Raw genomic sequence first — 24,072 nt, forward strand, 5'->3', positions numbered from 1 at the left:
AGGCGAGAGCGATTATCTTAAAAGTCAAGTCGAAAGGAGGTCAATTACGTCATAGCAGCCTCCGGTGGTTGCCAGTGCGTGCCGTGCTTGAGCATGGCATTGAGGATCGTCAGCAGCTTGTGCATAGCGGCAATGCGGGCGACTTTGGCTAACTTGCCACGCTGTTGCAGCCGCTCATAAAAGGCTTTGATGACAGGGTTGTAACGAACTGCAACTAGAGTGGCCATGTAGAGCATCTGCCGAACGGGTTTGCGGCCACCAAAGATCGAGCGCTGCCCTCGCTTTTGCCCACTATCGCGATTGAGCGGAGCCACCCCAACGAGAGCGGCAATTTGACGGTGTGAGAGCGTTCCTAGCTCCGGCAGCAGAGCCAACAGGGTGTTGGCAACCACCTGACCGACACCTGGAACAGAGGTCAGTTGAGCCTGGTGCTGCTGCCACTGTTGGTTGTGTTCCACTTGCTCATCAATCGCTTGGTCAAGGTCGCTGATGCGGTCTTTGAGCCAGTCGATATGGGCTTGAACGTCTTCCTGAGCGGGACCTCGCAGTCCAGCTAAACGGTTGCGCTCCATGGTGAGCATCTCCACTAATTGGCGGCGACGGGTCACCGCATCCTGTAACTGTTGGTGAGCCTCACTGGCCAACGGTCGTAGCGGAGGCTGCATCGCTTCGCCAAACCAGGCGAGGATCGCCGCATCGATTCGGTCGGTCTTAGCCAGTTGATTGGCAGCTCTGGCAAAGTTGCGAGCTTGCTTGGCGTTGATCACCGCTAGTGCATAGCCCTGCTGCTGTGCTGCAAGCGCGATGTGTCGCTCATAGCCACCTGTGGCTTCAACGATGATGCGACCCACCTGCGACGGCTTGGCCAACCGACGGGTTAAATCCTCAATTCCCTCACTGCTGTTGCTCACTCGGAAGTTCTCTCCAGACGGTCTAACATAAACATCCAGCCACCGTTTACACACATCAATGCCGACCCACTGCTTGACGGCTGATGACCTTGAGTCGGTTGATTGCGCGCACATAGTACTCTCCTTGTAGCGAATTCTAGATGGACGATACACACAACTCAGCCTTGCGTCATTCGGGATCTCTTTGTCCCTGCCGATGATCCGAGTTTGGGGTATCAAGTTGAGAGGCGACCCTGGCTCTCGCACGATGTCTCGCATCTCAGGAGGGTCGGTCTACCTCTCTTCTCTCAACATACAAGGAGTAAGGAGTCAAAAGGTTGTAAAGGCTGTAAAGGAAAGCATCTACCCATCTACCCATTCACCCATCTACCCCTTACACAGCACTCAACACTTTCCCTCAATGTCACTGAACAACCAACACCGCACAGGGCGCATGATGCACGACGTGGTTACTGACGCTGCCCATGAGCGCTTCGGTTAAACCGCTGTGACCTCGACGACCGATGACCACTAAATCGGCGTTCCAGCGTTTTGCCAAATCGCAAATCTCATGACTGGGCTGACCAAAACAGCGTTCGACTTCCACTTGAATATTGCGATCGCGGAGTTGAGTCTGACGCTGACTCAGCCACTGATCGATAGCTTCAAGTTCTTGCTGCTGGCTTGGCACCTGTTCTGGATCAAGCGATTGAGGTGCCGCGACGGGTTGCAGTCCCATACCCGCCACTGGATAAGCTGGACTGACTGGATTCGCCGTTGGCGCATAGGTTGATACGGGATTGAGCGCACTTAGGCGGGCTGCATCCAGGCAGTGCATGAGCAAAACTTGGGCTGACTGAGCCTGAGCTAAATCAGCAGCCTGATTGAGTACATCTTCTGCTAGAGAACTATGCCGATCAAGGGCAACTAAAATACGTTGAAAACTCATAATTCAATTCCGATTCGGTTCTTAACGACTTTTAATAAATGTCATGGAGGAATATAGGACTGAGTACGGAGTAGGGGGTGGATGGGCAGATGGGCAGATGGGTAATTGCGTAGTGATGTGATGAGACGTTGCCTTCAACAGTGGCAAATTTGAACCGCTTTTCCATCCCCCGATTGAAGGGAACACACATGGTGAAAGCAGTAAAAAAGGGACAGGCATTTCGGGCCTATCCCTCTCAAGAATGAATTACTGCTTTGGATTAAATTTTCTAAAGGCTGCTTGTAGGTGACGGTAATAGCGACAAAGGTTAGTACTCAGTACTGAACCAACGCCAAACTACCGAACATACCAGTAATACGTCACCATCGGAATCACGGTCGCCGCAAGCAGCAGCACCACGACAACAATCGTTGATGTGTAGTCGTCTGTGTCTTCCGCCCGTGTAAACGTACCTTCGACGTTAATATTGTCTTCGACAATCGGTGGGCCTGGGTCTTCTTGGCCCGAGAGAACTGCAACCATTCGCTCCGTAGCATCCAGAAACGCCTGGTTATAGCGATTGCCATCCCGCAGCGGCACCATCACGGTTTCCTGTGCCACACTATCAGCAATATCGTCGGACATCAAAGACTTCACGCTTTCGCCCGTGCGAATCGCCACGCCGTTCGTCACGTCGTCAATAAACAGAAGAACCTGGTTGGAGCGCTCAGACAGCGTGGGAAACCAGGCGTCGAACAGCTTGTTGGTCAAGCTTTCAGCCGTTTCGCCATAGTCCAGCCGATGGATGGTAACAATCCGGACTTCTTTGCCAGTTTGTTCAGCTAACTCACTTAGCTGATCGCCAATCTTGGTTTGATTAATTCGACTAAACAGATTCGCCTGGTCAACAACCCACGTTTGCTGTCCGGCTGAAACTCTGGGAATGTCGGCTACTCCCGTTGCCCAAGCTGGCGTTGCCCAAAGCTGTAGGGTCAAGACAGCAAATCCAACTAGGCCAATAAGACGGAGCAGACGTGAGCGCCACTGAATCGGGTTTGTGAGAAGCTTTAACATTGTTTCAGGTTGAGCAATCGTTCTTCAAATAATATACAAGATAAGATTCCTCAATACATTCTGCAGCCTGCGCAAGAAGTACTAGTTGCTACAAACGATACTAATAGAGTAGTTAATTTCCAGCCCTTTACAGCCTCTACAGCCCTTTACACCCCTCACCTCTTCTGTGCTGATTTTGTGCTGAGAATGCTGAAAACTGATTCATCGCTACAGTTTAGAGAGAACGGGTATTCAAGGAAAACTTAAACCATGACCAGTTACTCATTCCCATCCGGTTTTCAGTGGGGAGCCGCAACCGCTGCCTATCAAATCGAGGGAGCTACACAGGCCGATGGTCGTCAAGACAGCGTGTGGGATACCTTTAGCGCTACGCCGGAACGGGTCTTGAATGGGGATACAGGTGCGATCGCATGTGACCACTACCATCGCTATCGAGACGACATTGCGCTGATGGTGAAGCTGGGCATTCAGCACTATCGTTTCAGTATTGCCTGGCCGCGCGTGGTGCCGGAGGGTCGGGGCGAAGTGAACCAAGCGGGCTTAGACTTCTACAGTCAACTGGTCGATGCGCTGCTGGAAAACGGGATTACGCCGCACGTTACCCTGTTTCACTGGGACAGCCCCCAAGCTTTAGAAGATCGCTACGGCTCTTGGCGCAGTCGGGAGATGGCCAAGGATTTCGCTGATTATGTCAGCGTCGTCGTGCAGCGATTAGGCGATCGGGTACGGTACTGGATGACCATTAATGAAATCTTTTGTTTCACTCACTTGGGGTACGGGGTGAATCAGGTGCCACCCCATGCGCCAGGGACGGTGGTGCAGTCCAAAAAGGAGGTTTGGCAGACTTCCCATCATGCGCTGCTGGCCCACGGTTTGGCCTGCCAGGCGATTCGCGCCCACACGCCGCAGCCCTGCTCGGTGGCGCTAGTAGACAACTTTCTGGCGACCGTTCCGATCGCGGAAACCGACGAGCATATCGCCGCTGCCCAAATGGCCATGGGTCGCGTCGGCACCAACGGCGGCATTCTCTATCCGGCCTTAACTGGCCGCTACAGCGATGCGCTCTATGACAAACTTGGCGATCAGATGCCAGATATCCAGCCAGGGGACTTGGAAACGATTAACCAGCCGCTGGATGCCTTGGGTTTCAATGTGTACAGCGGTTTATACGTGCGAGCTGCCGAGAATGAGCTGGGCTATGAAGTGCTGCCATTTCCCAAGAGCTATCCCCGCTTAAACATGCCGTGGCTGCACGTGATTCCGGAAGCCATCTACTGGGGAATTCGCCACATTAGCGAAACGCTGAATCGGCCTGAGTTACCCGTGTTTATCAGCGAAAACGGCTGTGCTGTCGAGGATCAGGTAACAGAACAGGGCGAGGTCCTAGATTGCGATCGCATTTTCTATCTCCGACAAGCGCTGAAAAATGCCCATCGAGCGGTGAGTGAAGGGTATCCGCTGACGGGCTATTTTGTCTGGAGCCTGCTGGATAACTTTGAATGGGCCTACGGGTACGACCGTCGGTTTGGCATTACCTACGTGGACTATGCCACCCAGCAGCGCATTCCCAAAGCTAGCTTTGACTGGTACGCCAACTGTATCCGGCAGAATCGGGTTGTGTAGGCAGCTTTTGCGGGCTGCCTAAATCTAAAATCCCATAATTCGCGCAACGACATCTAAATCGGGGACAACACCGCGAGTAAACTGGCTGTCGCCGTTATATTCGATGGCCGTTGTGGGATCTTTCAGACCATTTCCGGTCAGGACACAAACAACCGTTGCTCCAGTTGGAATTTGGTCTTTCAGCTTGAGCATTCCGGCTACGGAGGAGGCACTGGCGGGTTCGCAGAACACGCCTTCTTCTCCAGCCAACAGCTTGTAGGCCGCCAGAATTTCGTCGTCGGTGACGGCATGAAATCCCCCTTGGCTGGCGTCCTGTACGGCCAACGCCTTATCCCAACTCGCGGGATTGCCGATACGAATAGCGGTGGCAACGGTATCTGGATTTTCGACTACATGGCCGACGACGAGAGGAGCCGAGCCAGCCGCCTGGAAGCCCATCATCCGGGGTAAGCGATCGCACTTTTGAAGCTGATGATATTCACAGAAGCCCATCCAGTAAGCGGTGATGTTACCCGCATTACCAACTGGAACGCAGAGCCAATCTGGCGCATTGCCCAAACCATCAACGACTTCAAAAGCCGCCGTTTTCTGCCCTTCCAGACGATAGGGATTGACCGAATTCACCAGCGTCACCGGATAGCTGTCGGCAATCTCGCGCACGATGTCCAAGGCTCGGTCGAAGTTGCCCTGAATGGCGATAATTTCCGCGCCATACAGTAGCGCCTGCGCCAGCTTGCCCTGGGCCACATAGCCATCGGGAATAATCACGAAAGCTCGCATTCCGGCCCGCCGAGCATAGGCCGCCGCCGCCGCCGAGGTGTTACCCGTACTAGCACAGATGACGGCTTTGGCACCCGCTTCTTTCGCCTTGGAAACGGCCATTGTCATACCCCGGTCTTTGAAGCTGCCCGTGGGGTTTAGGCCGTCATATTTGACAAAGACTTGGACATCTCGCCCGATTTGCGCTGAGATAACAGGTACCGGAATCAGCGGCGTATTGCCTTCATGCAGCGTCACAACAGGAGTTTGTTCACTAACGGGCAAATACTCCCGATACGCCTCAATTAGTCCCGGCCAGCTCCGGAGACGAGCGGCTGAGGCAGCAGGATGTGCAGCAGAATCAGAGTTGCTAGCGTTAGCAGAAGACAGGCTAAGAGTCACGGTAATCGGCCTACCCAAATCAAATTTTAATGCAGTTTTTCAGTATAGAGCATCGCTGATGGCGGTTATATCAGGATTTCACTCTTTTTCTCAGTGTACCCTTTCGCCTCACGCTTCCAATGAGGGCTATCTGAAAATCACTGCCAAATACTCTTCAGCAAACGAGAAACAGTCCTCGCTTTTAGGATATTCCCATCTCGCACCAACTCCCATCTGCACTGCCCAGAAAACCTACAGTAGTCCCGCAGAAAAACAAGAATTTTGTTGTGTGATCTGGCAATACGACAAAGTTATTACCCAGACACTACTCTTAACACCCGAAACATTACCCTCAACACAATGAGCTATGCCAATCGCTCCAAATCGGCTACAGCCATCTTAAATTGATTATGAACAGGCCGCCCCGCTGGGGCGGCCTGTTCATAATCAATTTAGTTCATCAGCTATTTGAGAGCGCTGTAAGTTCCGAAAAATCCAGCTTTTGATCAGGTCATAAATAGCAGCATTTTGCCGTTATATATAGTCAACAGTAGCTGTCGCCAAAATAAACACTACTGATCAAGACAGATCAGGATATCCAAACTATTTCAATTGATTTCTATTTTATTTCTTCAGATTTTTCCTTATTGCCAAGCTGTATATTTTGCCAAGCATATTGCTAAATTTCAGTTCATAAATGCTCTATCAGATGACATATGCAGCTCGTCGAATCCCATCGTTCTCGGGATGGATTTTAGATTTATTTAAACCTTTGATCAAATGCCGTAACATCTTGCAATGCAAGGCTTTACGGGGAAACTAAAGTTAGGTCATCTATCTATATCGGCTTGACTATCAGCTGTAAATCATTAAATTTATGCCTAGATATGTGTACCTAATTTCAACTCAAAATGGTTCTTCAAAATAGAAATAACTTAAGCCCCCAGAGAAGCTGGAAATGTGCGATCGCACTTGGAGCAGGAATTAGTACAGCCTTCATTGCTCAATCTGCTCAAGCTATCGTACTTGACTTTTCAGTTCGCAATCTCGCGCCCGAAAATGAGCGCGTTGTTGTTCGTCCTCCCATTGCGATCACGGATGAGGATGACTATGACATCATCAATCGGGGTGGACAAGTCAACACTAGCCTGCTCAATATGGCACAAACAGGTCAGACCGCAGGCGTCACAAATCGCTTCATGAACAATCCGAACGTCATGATGGCGACCCCAATGCCACAGCAGCCTGTTTCGGCCCCAGCTCGTTTAGTGCAGCCAAACGAAGTTGTCACCCGCCGGATCGAAATTCCGGACGATCAGGTGATGGAGGATCTATCCGCCGTATTTGCCACTCCCATCGTGACATCTGATGGCAACGGCAACGTTGACGGCACAGGCCGATTCTTGGCCCCAGATGCAATTGATTTCGAGGTTGATGAGTCTGGTAACTTCATGAACATTGAGCGAGTCTTTACGACCGCTAATGTCTTTGCTGCCACTGATGATGGGAATGGCACGATGATTGCTACTCGGCCATTCCCCGATGGCGACCAACCTCTGCTAGCGGTGCAGATTACCCAGGTTGACGACAGCCAAGCTGTTCCTGGCCCAACGCCGCTGTTAGGTTTAGCTGCGATCGCAGGAACAGCTGGCTTCCTCAAAGTCCGCCGCCAGCGCTCCGCAGTCTAACAAAAACGGTTTAACCAAACGGTTTAACCAAAACTGGTTGATTAAACCGACACAACACAGTCGAGAATGCGTATTGCCCTAGAACCGGAACGTCGTCCGGATGGTGCCCAGAAACGTATCATCGTTCAGGTCACTCTGATTCGGTGACGGCAACCAAACAAAACCGGGCGTAACCGAAATATTATCGTTCACCTGGTAGCGATAAAACGCTTCTAGCTGATACGCAAAATCTCGTTCCAAGAAGGGTGCACCACCAGGGATATCTAATGACCGCAGGGTAGGAGCCGCTCCAAACGTGACGCCACCTAGGGAGCCTTCACTGAGCAAATCAGGCAGCGCAACGCCGACAGCAAACGTCCAAATGTCGGCATCACCCAGGCCAATCAGACGAGCGGCTGTCTTCCCTACCCAACCATTAATATAAAAGCGCGACGATAGTCGCACTGACGCTTCTATGCCATAGGAATTACTGACAACCGGCAGCAGCGTTTCCTCTGGAGTCGGTAACGCATTGACGCCAAACAGCGCAACCGGATTCAAGTTCGCCAGTGATGTACCTGTTCCGCCCAAATTGAGCCGATTGGCATTGATATCTTGGGCGCGACTCTCATAGGCATGCACATAGGTCAGACCCACTCTAAAGCGATCGCGATCGCCAACCACAATTTGACCCAGCATCGAATAATTACCGTTAAATAAGCCATTATCTGGCCCCAAATCCGTTGCCGTATCGCTAAGATAGCCCAAATCGATCCGGAAGCTATCAGAGGGCTGATAGGATACACCAACCCCCGTACCGTCGCCACCAATGCGATAAATGGGATTGCGTTCGCTAAAGCGAGTCAACGCATTCTGCCCGCCACTGTGGCCTTCCAAAAAGGGATTAACGGTATCAGCATAATAGTGATGCTCACCACCACTGGCAAAAATCGTGGCGTTCAGATCGGAACCGATTTGAAACGAATAGGACAGCAGCCCCACGCCGAAATCATCACCTAAGACATTATCAAAGGTAAATCGTCCTTCTTGAGTATCGGTAATTCCAAAACCGTTCTGGTAAAACACGTTGTTGCGCAACAAGGGCGGCACATTCCCTGCTTCTAGGCGAGTGATCAGCAGATCTTCACCATTAAAACTGGTGTTGAAATCGAGACGAACGCGGGCTTGCCCTACCGTTGCCACGTCATTGGTAGCAATGACTTCATCAGCAATATTTTCAATATCTCCTACAAACGCGGTACTTACAGCAAAGATGGCTTCCCCACTCAACTTAGTTGTGGTTGAAAACTGATTGGCTTCTAATTCAGCAACTCGACCTTCTAAACTGTCAACATCAGCCACAAGTAAGTTCAGTTCCGTCTCAAACTCTGCTAACAACTGCTGCAACTGGGTGAGATCAACCGGATCATCAATCACGGCCAAAAACTGATCCAAACAGGCATTGAGTCCTGCGGCAAACTCATACCGCGTCAGCGCTCGATTGCCTCGGAATGTACCGTCTGGATAGCCTACAATGCAGCCATAGCGTTCTACCAGTGACTGCAGTGCGGTATACGCCCAGTCCGTTGGCTGCACATCTGAAAACTGAGTCACCCGCGTTAACGGGTCGGTCAATCTCATGTTGTTGTCAGCTTGAGCAATTAAATGATTGGATTGTGCTAAAGCAGGAACAGATAAAATGCTGCAGGTTAAACCTAATAAACCCGATTTCAATAACGAAGTCATTGGTTAATCAGTCCGTATATATTTGCTTGGTAATTTCAGTAGATCACAAACTTTAAGTAGAGTTTGGTAGAAAAACCGCCTGGATGAGAGGAAAGCGTCGCTCAATTGCATGAGAGAGGAACTCCAGCATGGTTTTCAATGGAAAGAGGGCTCGATAGACTCGTCGCCCCCCACGTTGCGACTGGCTGACATAAGCCCACAGCAACCCAATCCACAAATTCACCAGAATAAAGGCCAAGGCTACATAGAAAAAGCGCACAACCGGATGCTTGGTGGTGGTGCGAATTCGGCCGAGATTTTTCAGGCGGTAACTGGTTTCAATGCCGAAACGGTTGCGGTAGTGGGAGGGTAAGTGAGCCAGGGCAACCTCCACCCGATACACCACAAACAGCAGGTATTGAATCCCATGCCGATGACGACGTCCTTTGTGATAGCGACACACCACCGCCATCTGACACACCACCGACCCATACTCCGGACTCTTGAGCGTATACTGAGTTCGATAACTGTGGCGACCGTGGCAGAGGGCGCGGGTTCCCCCCCGTTTGCCGCGAATGATAGCGGGCATCAGAAAGGGGATGTGCAGCGCCTGTAACCAGCGAATCACCGGCACACTGTAAAACCCTCGGTCGAGATAGAGTCGTTTGATCTTCACCCGCAAGGTCGTCAATCGAGCCAATAGGATTGTTAGAGTCGCCACCATCGTCTCCCCACGGGGGATCGCATGGAGAGCTAGGGTGACTCGCTGATGGCGGCCAATGACATAGACCGTCGCATAGGCAAAAAAGGTGGTCGTGCCCGCTTTAGCTTGAGACCGATAGATGTACGGCATCTCCTGCTGGTTGGGCACGCCATAGTAGGGAATCAGATGTAAATCAATCGCTAGGCGGTGACGATGATTGCCGATGCCCTCCGGCAGTCGACCCTGTAGCGCCTCATTCGCCTGGGTCTCTAACTGGGCCATGTCCTCCAATTGGTTGAGATGGTAGCGCACATCATTACTACTGGGCACGCCCGTTAACACCTCACACGCATGTTCGACCGTGTCCTGCCGACTCGCCGCCCACAGCAAAACGTGATAAAACGTCTGCGGGCTGTAAACCCCTTGAGTCTCCAGGGGAATCTGGGCCGAGACCCAGTCTAGGGCGGCAGTCAACGTGACCTCATCGGTTAGGGCTGGGCTGGAGGATACTGAAGGTGGGTAGGCAGTCATGGCTGTTACTTTATTATTGGTTAGCCTGACCCTACCCCTTTCCTGATGGACATACTTGCTTTTGAGAGGATTTGTGATCTACTGAATTTACCTGATTAACCTAAAGGGGGCGAGTCTAACCTTAGATAGAGATTTGCGCCATCGTTAACCCATCGCTGACATTATCAAAGCGTTTTCAGGATTTTATGGTGTTCGACAGGGATGAATCTCAGTTCTAATAAACTATTGTTGATAGTGCTAAGTTCTGAGTCTTTGTAGTCCTTTGCAGCCTTTACTCCTCACGCCTCGCTCCTCACGTTTTTGCTGGACGGTCTGGCTCAGCAAAACAGTCTTACTGCAAACGCCTCCGCAGAAATGCACTGATTGCATCAACAATGCTAACCATTGCCAAAATCAATAGCAAAATGGTGCTGAGCCGACCAAAATCGAGCAGTTTGAGACTGACCAGTAACTCGTAGCCAATGCCACCCGCGCCGACAATGCCGAGAATCACCGAAGAGCGAACGTTATATTCCCAGAGATAAAGGCTAATCCCCGTGAGTCCTGGCAGCGCTTCTGGTAACACAGCAAAGGTGAACGTGCGCAGGCGGTCGGTTCCCGTCACCTCAATCGCTTCAATCGTTTGGGCTGGAATGGTTTCCAGTACTTCAGCATACAGTTTGGCCATCGACCCGGTCGTGTGGAGCGCCACGCCCAGTACACCCGCAAACGGGCCAAGCCCCACAACTGACACGAAAAACAAGGCAAAAATTGCCGTATCGATTGCGCGGAGCAAGTTCAAACCTGTCCGCAATGGCAATGATAAATACGGTAGGGGCGTAATATTGCGCGCCACGAGCAGCGCTAGGGGAATGGCAAACAGCATGGCCGCGACCGTACCGACAACTGCGATCGCAAGTGTCTCGGCTGTGGCATTCAAAAATGTGGGCAGTTCCGAGAGATCAGGCGGCCACAAATCCGTCAGCCAGCGGCTGAGGCGAGGCAAACCCGCCCAGAATTCCGCTGGCGCAACCTCGGTTTTGCGAATGCTGGCGACTAGAACTGCGATCGCAATTAAGCCGATAAAGCCTTGGCGTAAAAGCGGCCAAACACCACGCCTACGGCGATATTCAGCATCTAGTCGCGCGGCTAAATCGAACGGAGGGGGAGCATTAGGTTTCCGCTGGGTTTCGTCTGCCTTTGCCATGAATGCTTAGGATGCTTCATCCAGCTTGCCGACCAGCTTGCCCGCCGCCTGAATTGGCTCGTAGTTGGTGCCGTCGGAGGCGACAAAACCCGTGTAGTTCTCTGGCAGCAAACCCTGAGCTGCATCTTCTGCACTGAGGTTCACTAGCGCCTCCTGTAGTCTCGTCTTAATATCCTCCGGTAGTCCACCCCGAATCGCAATTGGGTCATTGGGCAGCGGATCGGATTGCCAGATGATCTTGAGGTCGTCTTTGTTGATCCGCTCGGTGGCTTCCAGTACGTCCAAGTTGCGATCGTAATCTGAAGCAATATCCACCTGATCGCTCAAAACTGCGATCGCTTGGGCTGCGTGGCTAGCACCTTCGCTGTATTCAAACACTTCTTTAGGATCAATGCCGCGCTGGGTAAACTCGGCAGTGGGAATCAGCCAACCAGAGGTTGAGCCAACATCGGCCAAGCTAATGCTGAGCTTTTCACCGGACTGGCTCAGCTCAATCGCCTCATCCAGCGTGTCAAACGGCGCATCCGCTTTGGCCATTAATACCGAATAGTAAAAGGGCTGCTCCTTGTACTTCACAGTTGCGATCGCATTAATGGCAGGCTCATTGTGATTAGCTAACACATAGCCCCACGGCCCTAACCAAGCCGCATCAAGCGTTCCAGAGCGCAGCGCTTCTGAGATACCGACCCAGTCTTCGGTGACGGTCACTTCGGCTTCTACGCCCACTTCTTCAGCTAATGCCTGGAACAGCGGCTCAAACTGGTCGGCAGTTTCATTGGGCGTCGGGAAATAGGGGCCAACCCCAAACTTAAGTACCGTCAGCTCGGCATCTTCCCCAGAACCTGTATTCACCGTGGAGCCAGAGTTACAGGCGACTACCAGGAATAGAGCTGCTAGCCCGAGCAGCAGTCCTTTGAACAAACCTTTTGTTTGAAACATCAATGTCAATCCTTTTTAGCTAAGATCTCGATTTTGGCGTTGAAAGTAGGGGCAAATGGCTCTATTCGCCCCTACTTTCTCGATAAAGCCTCAACTCGCGGCTGCACCGGCTGTTCAGCCTCTGGCAGCACCGTGGCGCAGGTTGTCCAGATGCCTTGCTCTAGCGACTGCCAAAACTCACGCGGCAGTCCTTCCTGCTGCATGGCTTCCACAACTGCCGCCACGTCGTAGGTTAAGCGCATCAGCTTTGGCGTTGGTCGTTCCGCTTCAGCCGGAAAATTCAGTATCCCATACCAAACCGCCGCAGTCCCGTCATGGGCTGGTCGTCCCAGTACACCAACATTGCACCAAAACCCCGCATTGCCCACCGTTCGCAGCCAGGGAATGCCGGAATGCGTGCCGCAAATGCCAACGACATCAAATTCTGCTAAATCTGACCGAATGCGTGCATCGTCTGTCTCGGACTGCCACACAAATTCATTCACCTGTCGAGGACTGCCGTGGCAGAGCAAAACTGCCTGATCGCGCCACTCTAGCCGAATCAGCGAGGGCAGCGTTTGCATCCACTGCCGATGATGTTCCGCCGTATGCGCCAGCGTGTAGTCGTAGCTAATCTGGGCAAATTCGCGATCGCGACTGTCCACATACCCACAGCCACATTCCGGTTCACCCGCCCCGACAGCGTGATCATAATTGCCCTGGAGACAAATCACGTTGGCCTGTCGCAGTAACTCAATCGTGCGATTGGGATGTGGCCCAAATCCGCCAATATCACCCAGACAAAACCGATATTCAATCCCCTCCGTTGCCGCCAAAAACGCCTCGACTGCCGCAAAGTTACTGTAAGGGCCACCGCAGAGAGAAATGCGATCGCAGGTGTCGGGTAAACGAATGGTTTGAATCGGTAGGGGCATAGCACGAAGTCAACGCAATTTCGCCTTTTGAGTCTAGTGCATTCGTCCGATCTTTGTCTGAATTTTTGCTGAGATTTAGAGCCGAAAACACCAAACGAAAACAGCAAAGGATAGATTGGAATCAACATAAATGAACGGTTGCAAGGCGGTGGCAGAGATGGTGATGTCAATGGGAAATGCAGACGATGTGCGGCAACAAGCCCTCTTAGCGTTGACGGCTAGCTTTGTTAGCCAGGGGCATCCGGCGGAGTACGCTAAGCACATGGCAATGGCATCTATCTTTCAAACCGATTTGGAACTGCGGAACGCCCAAATGACCAGCTTACTGGCTTGGCTCAAAGACGAGCATCCAGAGGTGCATGATCAAGCCCTGCTGCGACTAGAGCAGATTCGCCAGGAATTCGAGCAGCGGGTACAGCAGCGGTCGTAGAGAGCTGAGGGAAGAAGGCTGTAAAGGACTGTAGAGGTTGTAAGGGGAGGAGAGTAGGAGGGTAGGGTGTTGTTAGGTAGAGCAAAGCAGAGCTGTAACACACTGAGTTAGGTGAGGTGTGATGAATAAGGCGTGTTTTTGTCACTCAGCACTTAAACGTAAGGCGTGAGGAGAGAGGCGTGTTTCTGCCCCTCAGCACTCAGCACTTCTCACTGTTTCGAGAGCTTTGCGTCGTTGGTAATCCAGAACAGCCGATGCAACCAAGCGGCAATCCAGTGTTCGTAGCGAAATATCGTATAGGCAATGGGAAGTGACCATTAGGCTGCCAAGCAAGAATGCAACTGCGATCGCAGATAGATTGGTACCCAGATAATCCCGCGCCAGCCGAACAAAGTCATTATCAATGCCGCCTTTGCCCAAATTATAGACGGCTCGCATGTCTGAATCAGTCAGCAGTCTCCAGGCAAAACCAATGTCGTACAGCACAATGTAAAACCCCAACATGCCATACAGTGGGCGCTCAATTGACGTGCGACAACCCAACCCACTCAGGGATTGATAGAGAAAAACAATCGCAAATAGCAGCTCAAATCCGTGGCCCATACCGACGATTAACGCCTGATGAATGGGCGTATAGGCACAGAGCAGGTACACCAGCGTCAATCCCAGCAGCAAACGCGCCGTCAGGATATTACGCCAGTAGCGGTAAAACAAATAGGCCAGTCCCAGATACAGCAGCGTGACAATAATTACCGACTTTTGCGACGACGACATCGTAACGCCGCCGCCGTAGATGAAATCAAACGCTGGAATCGCGAAGTAGCCAAACAGCCAATTCGTCGCCGCATGGCCGAGTTCATGCACCGTCGTAATCAGGGGGTGCAGCAAAAACTTAACCTGGCCCAACAGGGTTACCAAAAGACCTAACCCTAAACCAGCTGAGATCGCACGTTGCCCCTCTTTATCCAACTGCTTAACTTTGAACGATGCCCAGGAAATATCTGGAATCGCAGACGGAGCTGCTTGAGCAGATTGAGAGCAATGCGCCGCACTCGTAGCATTTTGAGATCGCACCACATGCACCGGATCAGTACCCGCCGTATGAAACGACTGCACGATATTCGAAACAGGCTGAGTCTCTGTCCAAATGGGCTGATACACATCCGTTTGATAACTTGCGATCGCAATCGTTTCCACCTGATTCACGAGTGACGGCCACCGCTGGAGTTCAGTCGTAATCGACAACAGCACATCCGCCTGCGAGGGAGCCGGATCGGCAACTAGACCAATCTGTAAAGTGCGATCGCTAATTCCCACCATCACCTCATCAACCGCATCCCCACAAGCCTGCTGCAATAGTTGTTTAGCAGTCTCCACGTTGGTCAACGCATCCCGTCGCAACCGTTCAAGCTGTGCAGATGAAGCTCGCTGATCTGCTACTCCATCACCCCTCTCCCCATCACCTGCGTCCTGATCACCTACCGCCCGATCACCAATCAACCCCTCATCCAAACCAACCGCATCACTCCGCCAATCCATTTTCAACGCCGTCTTCCAAGCCCAGGCCACCTCACCCTGTCGCCGAGCCGCAATTTGCACCGTATGAAACTGGTTGAGATTAAGCCGCTGCAATGTATCGCGAATGCAGCGTTCTGCCACGGTTTGATCAATCGCAGATGAGCCGATCAGTGCAAGTTGCAAGCAGCCTGACTGCGATCGCACTTTTACCTCAACACCGTAAGGCTGAAGCCGCTGCGTAATCAAAGCTGAGATCGCAGTTGCATCACCCTGACGGGCCTGTGCCACTAGTTTGGATACTTGCATGCTCAACCTGCAATTTTCTTAGAACGGGGCTACATAGACTACATAGATTAATGCCCAACAATCAAACACGTGAGGCGAAAAAAGTGAGGCGTGAAGCGTACTTCTGTCAAAGTCCACAGCATTCATTACCTAGTGCTGTGTCAACCATCAAAACCTACCAAACCAACATTGACAAATCACTAGCACCCAATACCTAGCACCCAGTACCCAATACCTAGCACCCACATCTAACACCCAGTCCCCACCACTAAATCCATAACCCCACCGCACAAGATTGACGCTAGCCCTCACTTCAGTATTCCCACTTATGCAGCCAGAACCACTCAGCACAAATTCGGATTAATCAGATTAATTATTTGAAGAAACGATAAGGATTCTCCCCATCCTATTTATTCTCCGCCAAAAGTCAAGGTATATTACGCACAAGCACGTATGCCTTTGGTAGCTGGCGTTACATATCATGAGAAAGATGGGGTAATTCTACGGAGACGTGTCACTGTCGGCACTTCGCTCGGGTTGCGCACACACTCACCACACGAGAAGCATTGAGGCACATATGAGCAATACACTCGATAATTTGGACATTATTCGGAGTTTCCTCACTAACCAGGAAACCCTGCTGGCAAATGCTGAACTCCGAGTGACATCAACGCTGTATGCTCGACAACTCCTCGATAGCAGGGGGCGCACAGTTGCGACAATGGCCCATACGAATGCCTTGAATACAGATTCAGCTTCAGTCGTTTCAGTCCGCCGCGAATCTGAATTTTGGCTAACGCTTAACCAGGCGCTACAGGATGAAGGCTTTGTGCCGCAAGAAGAGGTTCAGCAGTCTGAGTTCATGACGTTTAAGCAGCTTACGATTCCAGACGGTTATCAGCTCCGGCTCACGGAAGCGCGGTTTATGTGGCGCACCTGGTGGACACAGCAACGGGGACAGCGCCGCAACTTAGGCTTACAGATGCAGCTTTTGATTCGAACCCGAGAAAACTGGTATCCCGTTCAAGATGTGGCCTGTAATCAGGGCACTCTTTTTATTAAAACCCTGGTGGGGGAAATGGCGCTGCAGGGATCCGACCAAGTTGTTTGGCTAGAGCGCAAAGGCAATATTCCAGTTAAACCGCACACCATTCAACAGATTGCTCAACCCGCTCCCACAGCTACATCCCACCGATCGCAATCTCCCATAACTCAGCAGCCAACGTCTAATCCTCACACCAGTCACACTCAAATTCGCGCCACCTCAGCGAGCGATACCCCAATGAGTGAACTGAGTCAGATCAGCCGTTCTGGGATGCTAAGTGCCAGCCACTACCCGATTCCGAACTCTGCCTCATCCACATCTCAAAATCGCGATCGCACAGGCTTCTCTGCTTCCTCATCAGAACCGACATTGGCCAATCTATCAAACATTCCAATCGAGTGGCAGTCTGTGGTTCGCCAAACAGGGGGCAAACTCTACATCCGCACCGAGAAAGGCTACATTGTGATCAAAGGAGAGCAACTAAGTATTGCACTCCAGCCCCATCAATCGGCCCAGCCGCCAGCCTCAACCTCATCACCTGGCTCTTCAAACAGCAGTTCCCCAAGCACTCACTCATCCGTTTCGGCCACTTCAACTTATACGGCGGGTACTCCTTCTTCCATCATGTCCTCGAGGCGGCGTTTCTTCCGTTAGCTGTATTCCTCAACAGGTGGAAATCACAGGTAAAAACCGTATCAAGGCTGGAAGACATCTCTGAGCAGAGGATCGCGTTCTGATTCAGTCAAGGATGATTCATCGTCATCTCCCGGCACCAAACTGTGCAGTAGCACGTAAAAGCAGGGAATGATAAACAGCGTGAGTAGTGTGGCCAAGGACAGACCGGAGAACACCACGATCCCCATTGGCTGCAGGAATTCCGAACCCTCTCCCAGGCCCAGCGCTAGGGGAAACAGGCCCAGCACTGTCGTTACGGTCGTCATCAAAATCGGGCGGAGACGCTGGGGAGACGCTTGCAGGATGGCAGAAGTGCGATCGCAACCCGTTTCAGCATGAATTTGGTTGGCCAGTTCCACCATGATAATGGCGTTGTTGACCACGATGCCCACCAGTAAAACTGCGCCCACAACAACGGTTGCGCCAATAGCGGTTTGGGTGATGAATAGGCCAAGAATGCCACCGGCCAACGCTAAAGGCACCGTCAGCATAATCACCAGCGGGTCAATCAGCGAGTTGTACTGCACCGCCATGACCGTAAAGACTAGAAACGCGGCCAAGCCACCCAAGATGCCCACGGCACCTTGAATTTGACTGTTACTAGCAGCGGCATAGCTTGGCAAGCGGGTTACACCTGCGGGCAGTTCCACATCGGCTAGAATGCGGTCTACTTCGGCCAGAGCATCGCCCAGGGTAGCCCCCTCTACCAAGCGGCCTTCAAGAATTAACACCTGCCGCTGATTGATTCGTTGAATTTCACCAGGGGCTTGACCATTTTCAATCGTTGCTACATCGCCCAAGCGCACGAACTGCCCGTCATCGGCAAACAGAGGCACCTGCCGCAGCTGCGCTGGATTATTGACCAGCGATTCTGGGGTTTGAACGCGAATGTCCACTAAGCGGTCATCCCGCTGGAGCTGGGTTGGGACTGAACCATTCAGCAACGTCTGCACTGTTTCACCAATGTCTTGAGCAGAGAGGCCTAAATCGGCTGCGCGTTCCCAATCCGGACGAATCTGAATTTCGGCCTGGGGTGGGTCTGCATCAGGGAGGTATGTCGCTAAGATTGCATTCTCTTCTAATGCAGCCAACACCTGCGCTCCAGCCGCTTCCAGATCTGGAATGTTAGCGCTCTGCAAAATCACATCCACATCCGCACCACGCACAGGCGAATTGTTGAGAATCAAACCACGCACATCATCAGGCGACACGCGCAATCGAGTTTGTACCAGATTCAGCTTGGCCAATTCCGCAGTCATTCGATCCGAAAATGCAGCCACATCCGTTCCGGGCTTGAGCGTGATCGTGCTGCTGCCACGCAGAGCATTTTCGCTGGTAATGCTGGCAAACAAATAACCACCGGAAGTCGAGAATACATACTCTGTCTCAGGTTGAGCAATTAGAATATCGTCAATGGCATTCATCACCTTGCGGTTTTCTTCCAGTGTCGTGCCGGGCGGAAAAGATGCCCTTAGGCTGGCCTGCCCCGTACTGATTTCCGGCAGAATTTCCTGAGGAATGTTTTGGATCATCCAAAAACTGCTACCGCCCAGCATCAGAAATGCGATCGCAAGTACAATCAGTTTGTGGTGCAGCACCCAGCCTAAAACCTGACCATAGTAACGGGTTAAGCCTTTGAGCCGCAGGTCAAACTGGCGAATGGGAGCAAAGTTCTTAACGCCACTGGTGCGCCGAATTCCCAGCAAGCGTGAAGCAAGCGCTGGCACTACGGTCAGGGCGGCCACCATTGAGGCGGCTACCGAAAAGCTGATCGTCAAAATCAGCTCGTTAAACAGCAGCGCAATGAAACCACCAATCAGCAAAAAGGGCAGCACCGCCACCAGGTTTGTTGAGGTTGAAGCCAATAGTGCCGATTCCAGTTCCCGGCTACCCTGCTCCGCCTGCTGAACCAGCTGTCGCCGCGAAAGGACAGGTTGGCTACCGCGACCATTCAAACCGTTTATTCCAGGCGTTCCGCTATAGCCATTGCCATTACCGCTGCCGTGATTGACCGCACTTAACCCATTGCCATTGCCATTACCGTTACTTCCGTGATTGCCATTGGCATAACCATTAACAGCTTCACCGTTACCTAATTCTTCACCACCCCTTTTACCGCTACTGCGCAACACCAGATCCTCAGTTTTCTTGGCAATGTTCTCCAGCATCACGATGGAGTTGTCCACCACGATACCAACGCCCATCGCCAAACCGCCCAGACTAAACACGTTCAGCGATAGGCCAAAGATGCCCATGAGAATCACTGCGATCAGCGACGCAATGGGAATGGCTAACACAATGATCAACGTTTGCCGCAGAGAACCCAGGAACAGAAGAACTGCGATCGCAGCTAATCCCGCCCCCGTAAGGCCAGCGGTCGTTACATTTTGAATGGAATTTTGAATAAAAACAGATTCGTCCAGCGTGGCGTTTAACAGAACGTCTGCAGGAATCAGGCCGGAATTGCGCAGCTCTTCTAGCTTGCGCTTGACTCCGTCCACCACACTGACGGTATTCGCGCCTGGTTGCTTCTGAACACTGACTTTGACCGCAGGCGTGCCGTTCAGATTGACGAAAATTCGCTGCTCTGCCGTCCCATCTACCACTTCAGCAAAGTCCCGCAGATATACTTGCCGAGCGCTGCCATCATCTGTACTATCTACCTCAAAGATCAGATTACGCAGCTCATCCGCATCGCCAAAACGCCCCACAATCCGGGTTAGGGGTTCTTCATTATCTCCTTGAATGCGCCCGCCAGCGGTATCTTGATTGCGTTCTTCTAAGGCATTAAGAACATCGGTTAAGCCCACTCCCACAGCTTGCAATCGCTGAGGATCAATATTGATGCGCACTTCTTCTTCGACCCCGCCGGACACATCCACGCTGGCGACGCCGACCACCGTGCTCAACTCCCGCGCCAGTTCCTCATCAGCAAACACCCGCAAATCGACCCCTTGTAAAGTTTCTGAGGTCAAAGCTAGCTCGTAGACGGGCAGTTGAGACGGATCGAACTTAAACAAACGGGGCTGGCCAACGGTATCCGGTAAGCTGTTCCGGGCCCGGTTTAGCGTTGCTGTTGCATCGTTGAGTGCCTGATCAATATTGCCACCCGGCTGAAAATACAGGTCAATACTGATGCGTCCCTCTCGCGTTTGAGACACCACCTGTTCTACCCCTTCTGTAGCCGCTAAGGCTTGCTCCAGTGGCCGCGTTACTTCGTCAATGGCGACTTCTGGGGATACACCCGGTGCATCCGCTCGTACCCCAATCCGCGGATAGGTAATAGACGGTAGCAAATCAACAGGCAATCGCTGAATGAAGAAGAATCCCATTACGAACACCGCAATGGTCAACATCAGGGTGCCGATGTGCCGCCGGATAGCAAGGGTGCTAATGCTGAAGCTGGATTGGGGAGTGGATGGCATGAGACAGGTGTGTGGGTAGTGGACGGTTGAAAGAGAATGAGGAGTGAGAAGTAAAGAGTTGATGGTTAGTGGTTGGGAGTTGGAAGTTAAGGGGGGAGTTAGGGGAGTTAATAGTTAATGGTTGGGAGTTAAGGGACGCGCTAGTGGTCAACAGTTAATAGTTAATGGTTAGTAGATGGTGGTGGTAATTGGGGGTGAGTTGTTTGGGCGAGAGAAACTGGCAGAATAAATCAGCTCCAGAATCCTGGCATGGTTATACGGTCGATACGGTAGAGTGCTATACCTATGTCAAAGGATTAATTGGCGCTGGTTTCGGACAGAATGCTAAGTCGGACGGCTTGTCCCTCTTCTAAGGGCTGATCGCTGGCTACAACATAAGTTTCATCCGATTCGAGGCCGGAGAGGATTTCTATCTGGCCGTTGGCGCGATCGCCCAAGCGTACGCTACGGGGGCTGACAGTAGCGCCAGACTCATTTTCGGTCACGATAAAAATCTGGGGATTACCATCAATATCCTGCACGGCTTCTTGCGGCACAACGATCTGGGAAGCTCCGGGTGGGGTAAATCGGACACGCGCCAGTAAACCGCTGCCGATGCGACCGCTGGGATTGGGCAGCGTAATCTCTACGGGAAGCTGGCGCGATGTGGCATCGGCAACGGGAGCGATCCGGCTCACCTGGCCCGTGAATTCCTGACCTGGTAGCGCATCAAACCGTACCTGTACGGACTGCCCCGGACTAATGCGGCTGAGATCCAGTTCTGAGATTTGTACTGTTACCTCAAGCATACTCAAATCACCGATGCGTAGGATATCGGTGCCCGTCTGGACATAGTCTCCAGCTTCAATGTTTTTCTCCAGCACCATCCCGGTGAAGGGAGCCTGCACTGCGGTGTAAGATAGCTGCTCCTGCTCTTGGGCCACGACGGCTTGCTGAGCTTCCACCCGTCCTTTTGCCGCATTAACCGCTTGTTCACGGGTGCGGATCTGCTGTTCAGCGGAGCGGAGCGCCTGCTCAGCTAGATCTCTAGCGAGTTCTGCCTGTTCAGCTTCCTGAAATGAAATGGCTCCAGCATTGGCAAGCTGCCTGAGCCGATTGGCATCGGTCTGCGCCTGCTGGAGCTGAACTTTGGCCTCTTCGTAGTTGGTTTGGACATCGCTGACTTCGGCCTGCGCCTGCGCAACTTCCGACTGGCGTGACGTTAGCTCCGCTTGGGCTTCGTTGACAGCCACTTGCAGCAGCGTATCGTCTACTTGCGCCAGCGCTTCACCTGCACTGACCGGATCACCAACGTCTACGACTAGCGATCGCAACTGGCCATTAACCTGCGATCGCACCGTTGCTTCTTGAATCGGCTGAGTGGTGCCCGTATACTCCAGCACTTCTTCGACGGTGCCAGATTGTGCGATCGCGGCTTCGACAGCGACGGGGCCATCCTCCTGCTCGCGTCCGGGTGGGCCAGTTTGAGCATCGCTTTGGGGCAGCAGGACGCAACCACTGGTGGGGATTAACAGCAGTCCCGATAACACCAATCCGCTCCAGCGGGGGTTTAGCCTACGTGGATGCAAACAGCGTAGACCCGGCTGAGATGGGCGCATTAGACAATCCTTTCTTGCAAATTGAGGAACAAAGATGATTATCGAACTCAGCGAGCAATCACGAACTCATTGTGCGATCGCAACCAGCGAATTGTGAGACTGTTCTTATAGTTTTTTTAAGATTATTCAGCCTCAATATAACAGCTTTATTAAATCGATGCAGAGAAACCAAAAGACGCTTTGACAATGAGATGCTTGTAACCTAAACCAGCCTGATAGAGGTCGCTATGCCTGAAGAATCTGCTAACGAATACATCCTCATCGTGACTAATGATTCGGGATCGGTGGATGCGCCTTCGGTTCCCACACCGAGGGGTTGGGGCGATGAGGTACGCAGGCGAGTGGAAAATGTGGCCAGGGTGCCAGCGGATCTGCTGGAAGCGAATATGAATCGGTTCTTGCAGTTTGTGGGCAGACTGTTCAAGCAGGTGGATCAGCAGATTGGCCTGGATTCGGACATGAAGCTGGATGAGGTGGAATTGTCGATTGAGATTAGCGGCAAGGGTGAAATTAAGCTGGTGGCTGGCGCGGAAGCGAAGAGTGCGATTACGCTGAAATTTAAGCGCGTAGAGAAATAGGGTTTGGATGCTTTCGGATAAATGACACAGAATTGTGCGATCGCAGTTGGCATTAATAACTATGAGTTTATGCAGCCGTTGAGCTATGCCCAGCGGGATGCAGAAACCGTGGCTGAGTTTTTGCGGCAAGAGGCCAATTTCGACGAGGTATTTCTGTTTACGACAGATTCGCCTCGGATTAATGGCAAGTCAACTTTTCCTTTCCGCACCAATCTGCTCAGGATGATGCGGGAAATTTTTGACCAGCCCCGCATGAGCAGCGGCGATAATTTCTGGTTCTTTTTTAGTGGGCACGGGATGCGCCATGAGGGACGCGATTATCTGATGCCGCTGGATGGTGATCCAGAAAATCCGGAAAATTCTGCGATTCCGACCCATGTGATTACGGATTATCTGCGGGAATGCGGTGCCGATAACGTGGTGATGATTTTGGATGCCTGCCGCAATCAGCGCAAAAAATCAGGCGAAGGCATTGGTCGCGAAACGGAAGCCGTGGCGCGGCAAACGGGTGTGATCAGCATTTTTTCCTGTAGTCCCCATGAGTATTCCTATGAAATTCCGGCCTTGGGGCAAGGAGCGTTTACGGCGGCGCTGCTGGATGGCTTGGGCGGTCATGGTCGCTGTGCCACGGTGGAGCGACTGAATCGCTATCTGATGCAGCGGGTGCCGACGCTGATTCGGGAGCATTGTGGAGATAGGGTGATGCAAACGCCCTACATCATTGCGGAACCAATTACGAAGGCGCATGTGATTTTGCTGCCGCGCTATGCGACGGATGCGGATATTGCCACGCTGAAGGTGGATGCGTTTCAGGCTGAGGCGGATCGGAACTGGGATTTGGCCGAACAGCTCTGGATTCGGGTTAATGCAGCGGCATCGGGAACGGATACGCAAGCGATTGGGGCGTTTCAGCGGATTGCCGTGGCACGGATGAATGTGCAGTCAGCAGGTTTGGCTGGAACGGTGGATTTGCAGGGTGAGGCGAAAGCACCCAAAACGACACCGACAGCGGAGGCTGAATCTGTTGTCCCTGTAGATACCGTAACTAGATTGATCAACACGTCTGCGAAAGCGGCTGCACCCAAGGCATTTGTTGAGCCGTTGGGCAATGGTGTTGAGCTGGAGATAGTGCCGATTCCGGGTGGTACGTTCATGACTGGAGTTTAGACTAAGGCCAAATTGCACCACCTGTGACAGT

General features: G+C 52.1%; 18 protein-coding genes. 6 read left to right on the forward strand and 12 right to left on the reverse strand.

Annotation, left to right across the window (positions count from 1 at the left end):
• Nucleotides 1–44: 44 nt before the first annotated feature.
• The 3 genes from AC286M_RS29025 to psb32 form a co-directional block, all read right to left on the reverse strand.
• A complete protein-coding gene (locus tag AC286M_RS29025; protein ID WP_488202946.1) occupies nucleotides 45–1,025 on the reverse strand; it encodes an IS110 family RNA-guided transposase in 981 nt (326 codons plus the stop codon).
• A gap of 289 nt (nucleotides 1,026–1,314) precedes the next feature.
• The gene (locus tag AC286M_RS29030; RefSeq protein WP_488207695.1) at nucleotides 1,315–1,839 is read right to left on the reverse strand and encodes a universal stress protein; all 525 of its coding nucleotides are present in this window, start codon (nucleotides 1,837–1,839) and stop codon (nucleotides 1,315–1,317) included.
• A gap of 336 nt (nucleotides 1,840–2,175) precedes the next feature.
• Nucleotides 2,176–2,892: a photosystem II repair protein Psb32 gene (psb32, locus tag AC286M_RS29035; RefSeq protein WP_488207696.1), complete on the reverse strand. Its 717-nt coding sequence runs from the start codon at nucleotides 2,890–2,892 to the stop codon at nucleotides 2,176–2,178.
• A 249-nt stretch (nucleotides 2,893–3,141) separates the two neighbouring features.
• Between psb32 and AC286M_RS29040 the strand changes: the two genes are divergently transcribed.
• Nucleotides 3,142–4,515 (forward strand): GH1 family beta-glucosidase, encoded by a 1,374-nt coding sequence (locus AC286M_RS29040; protein ID WP_488207697.1) that lies wholly within the window; start codon nucleotides 3,142–3,144, stop codon nucleotides 4,513–4,515.
• Between the two features lie 24 nt (nucleotides 4,516–4,539).
• On the opposite strand, the gene thrC is transcribed toward AC286M_RS29040, so the two are convergent.
• Nucleotides 4,540–5,676, reverse strand: a complete 1,137-nt coding sequence (thrC, locus tag AC286M_RS29045; protein WP_488207698.1) for a threonine synthase — start codon at nucleotides 5,674–5,676, stop codon at nucleotides 4,540–4,542.
• 890 nt (nucleotides 5,677–6,566) lie between these two features.
• On the opposite strand from thrC, the gene AC286M_RS29050 reads away from it, so the two are divergent.
• Nucleotides 6,567–7,343 (forward strand): hypothetical protein, encoded by a 777-nt coding sequence (locus AC286M_RS29050; protein ID WP_488207699.1) that lies wholly within the window; start codon nucleotides 6,567–6,569, stop codon nucleotides 7,341–7,343.
• Nucleotides 7,344–7,421: 78 nt separating this feature from the next.
• Here AC286M_RS29050 and AC286M_RS29055 read toward each other — a convergent pair whose 3' ends face one another.
• From AC286M_RS29055 to AC286M_RS29075, 5 genes are all read right to left on the reverse strand, one after another.
• On the reverse strand, nucleotides 7,422–9,068 hold the full coding sequence (locus tag AC286M_RS29055) for an iron uptake porin (protein ID WP_488207700.1): 1,647 nt from the start codon (nucleotides 9,066–9,068) through the stop codon (nucleotides 7,422–7,424).
• Between the two features lie 52 nt (nucleotides 9,069–9,120).
• Nucleotides 9,121–10,281, reverse strand: coding sequence for a transposase (locus AC286M_RS29060; RefSeq protein WP_488207701.1), 1,161 nt, complete (start codon nucleotides 10,279–10,281; stop codon nucleotides 9,121–9,123).
• 331 nt (nucleotides 10,282–10,612) lie between these two features.
• Nucleotides 10,613–11,467, reverse strand: a complete 855-nt coding sequence (gene phnE / locus AC286M_RS29065; protein ID WP_488207702.1) for a phosphonate ABC transporter, permease protein PhnE — start codon at nucleotides 11,465–11,467, stop codon at nucleotides 10,613–10,615.
• A gap of 6 nt (nucleotides 11,468–11,473) precedes the next feature.
• Nucleotides 11,474–12,406, reverse strand: a complete 933-nt coding sequence (locus AC286M_RS29070) for a phosphate/phosphite/phosphonate ABC transporter substrate-binding protein (protein WP_488207703.1) — start codon at nucleotides 12,404–12,406, stop codon at nucleotides 11,474–11,476.
• Nucleotides 12,407–12,477: 71 nt separating this feature from the next.
• Nucleotides 12,478–13,320: a metallophosphoesterase family protein gene (locus AC286M_RS29075; RefSeq protein ID WP_488207704.1), complete on the reverse strand. Its 843-nt coding sequence runs from the start codon at nucleotides 13,318–13,320 to the stop codon at nucleotides 12,478–12,480.
• A gap of 130 nt (nucleotides 13,321–13,450) precedes the next feature.
• Here AC286M_RS29075 and AC286M_RS29080 point away from each other — a divergent pair, with 130 nt between their 5' ends.
• Nucleotides 13,451–13,750: a hypothetical protein gene (locus AC286M_RS29080; protein ID WP_488207705.1), complete on the forward strand. Its 300-nt coding sequence runs from the start codon at nucleotides 13,451–13,453 to the stop codon at nucleotides 13,748–13,750.
• A 192-nt stretch (nucleotides 13,751–13,942) separates the two neighbouring features.
• On the opposite strand, the gene AC286M_RS29085 is transcribed toward AC286M_RS29080, so the two are convergent.
• Nucleotides 13,943–15,574, reverse strand: a complete 1,632-nt coding sequence (locus AC286M_RS29085) for a hypothetical protein (RefSeq protein ID WP_488207706.1) — start codon at nucleotides 15,572–15,574, stop codon at nucleotides 13,943–13,945.
• A gap of 556 nt (nucleotides 15,575–16,130) precedes the next feature.
• Here AC286M_RS29085 and AC286M_RS29090 point away from each other — a divergent pair.
• Entirely contained in the window at nucleotides 16,131–17,252 is a 1,122-nt protein-coding gene (locus tag AC286M_RS29090; protein WP_488207707.1) for a hypothetical protein, read from the forward strand.
• Between the two features lie 41 nt (nucleotides 17,253–17,293).
• Here AC286M_RS29090 and AC286M_RS29095 read toward each other — a convergent pair whose 3' ends face one another.
• Nucleotides 17,294–20,698: an efflux RND transporter permease subunit gene (locus AC286M_RS29095; protein ID WP_488207708.1), complete on the reverse strand. Its 3,405-nt coding sequence runs from the start codon at nucleotides 20,696–20,698 to the stop codon at nucleotides 17,294–17,296.
• Nucleotides 20,699–20,994: 296 nt separating this feature from the next.
• Entirely contained in the window at nucleotides 20,995–22,296 is a 1,302-nt protein-coding gene (locus AC286M_RS29100; RefSeq protein WP_488207709.1) for an efflux RND transporter periplasmic adaptor subunit, read from the reverse strand.
• A 227-nt stretch (nucleotides 22,297–22,523) separates the two neighbouring features.
• Between AC286M_RS29100 and AC286M_RS29105 the strand changes: the two genes are divergently transcribed.
• Together AC286M_RS29105 and AC286M_RS29110 are read left to right on the forward strand one after the other, a co-directional pair.
• Nucleotides 22,524–22,874, forward strand: a complete 351-nt coding sequence (locus AC286M_RS29105; RefSeq protein WP_488207710.1) for a Pepco domain-containing protein — start codon at nucleotides 22,524–22,526, stop codon at nucleotides 22,872–22,874.
• Nucleotides 22,875–22,895: 21 nt separating this feature from the next.
• Nucleotides 22,896–24,041, forward strand: coding sequence for a caspase family protein (locus AC286M_RS29110; protein ID WP_488207711.1), 1,146 nt, complete (start codon nucleotides 22,896–22,898; stop codon nucleotides 24,039–24,041).
• Nucleotides 24,042–24,072: the final 31 nt, after the last annotated feature.

Source organism: Thainema salinarum CENA647 (assembly GCF_057732415.1).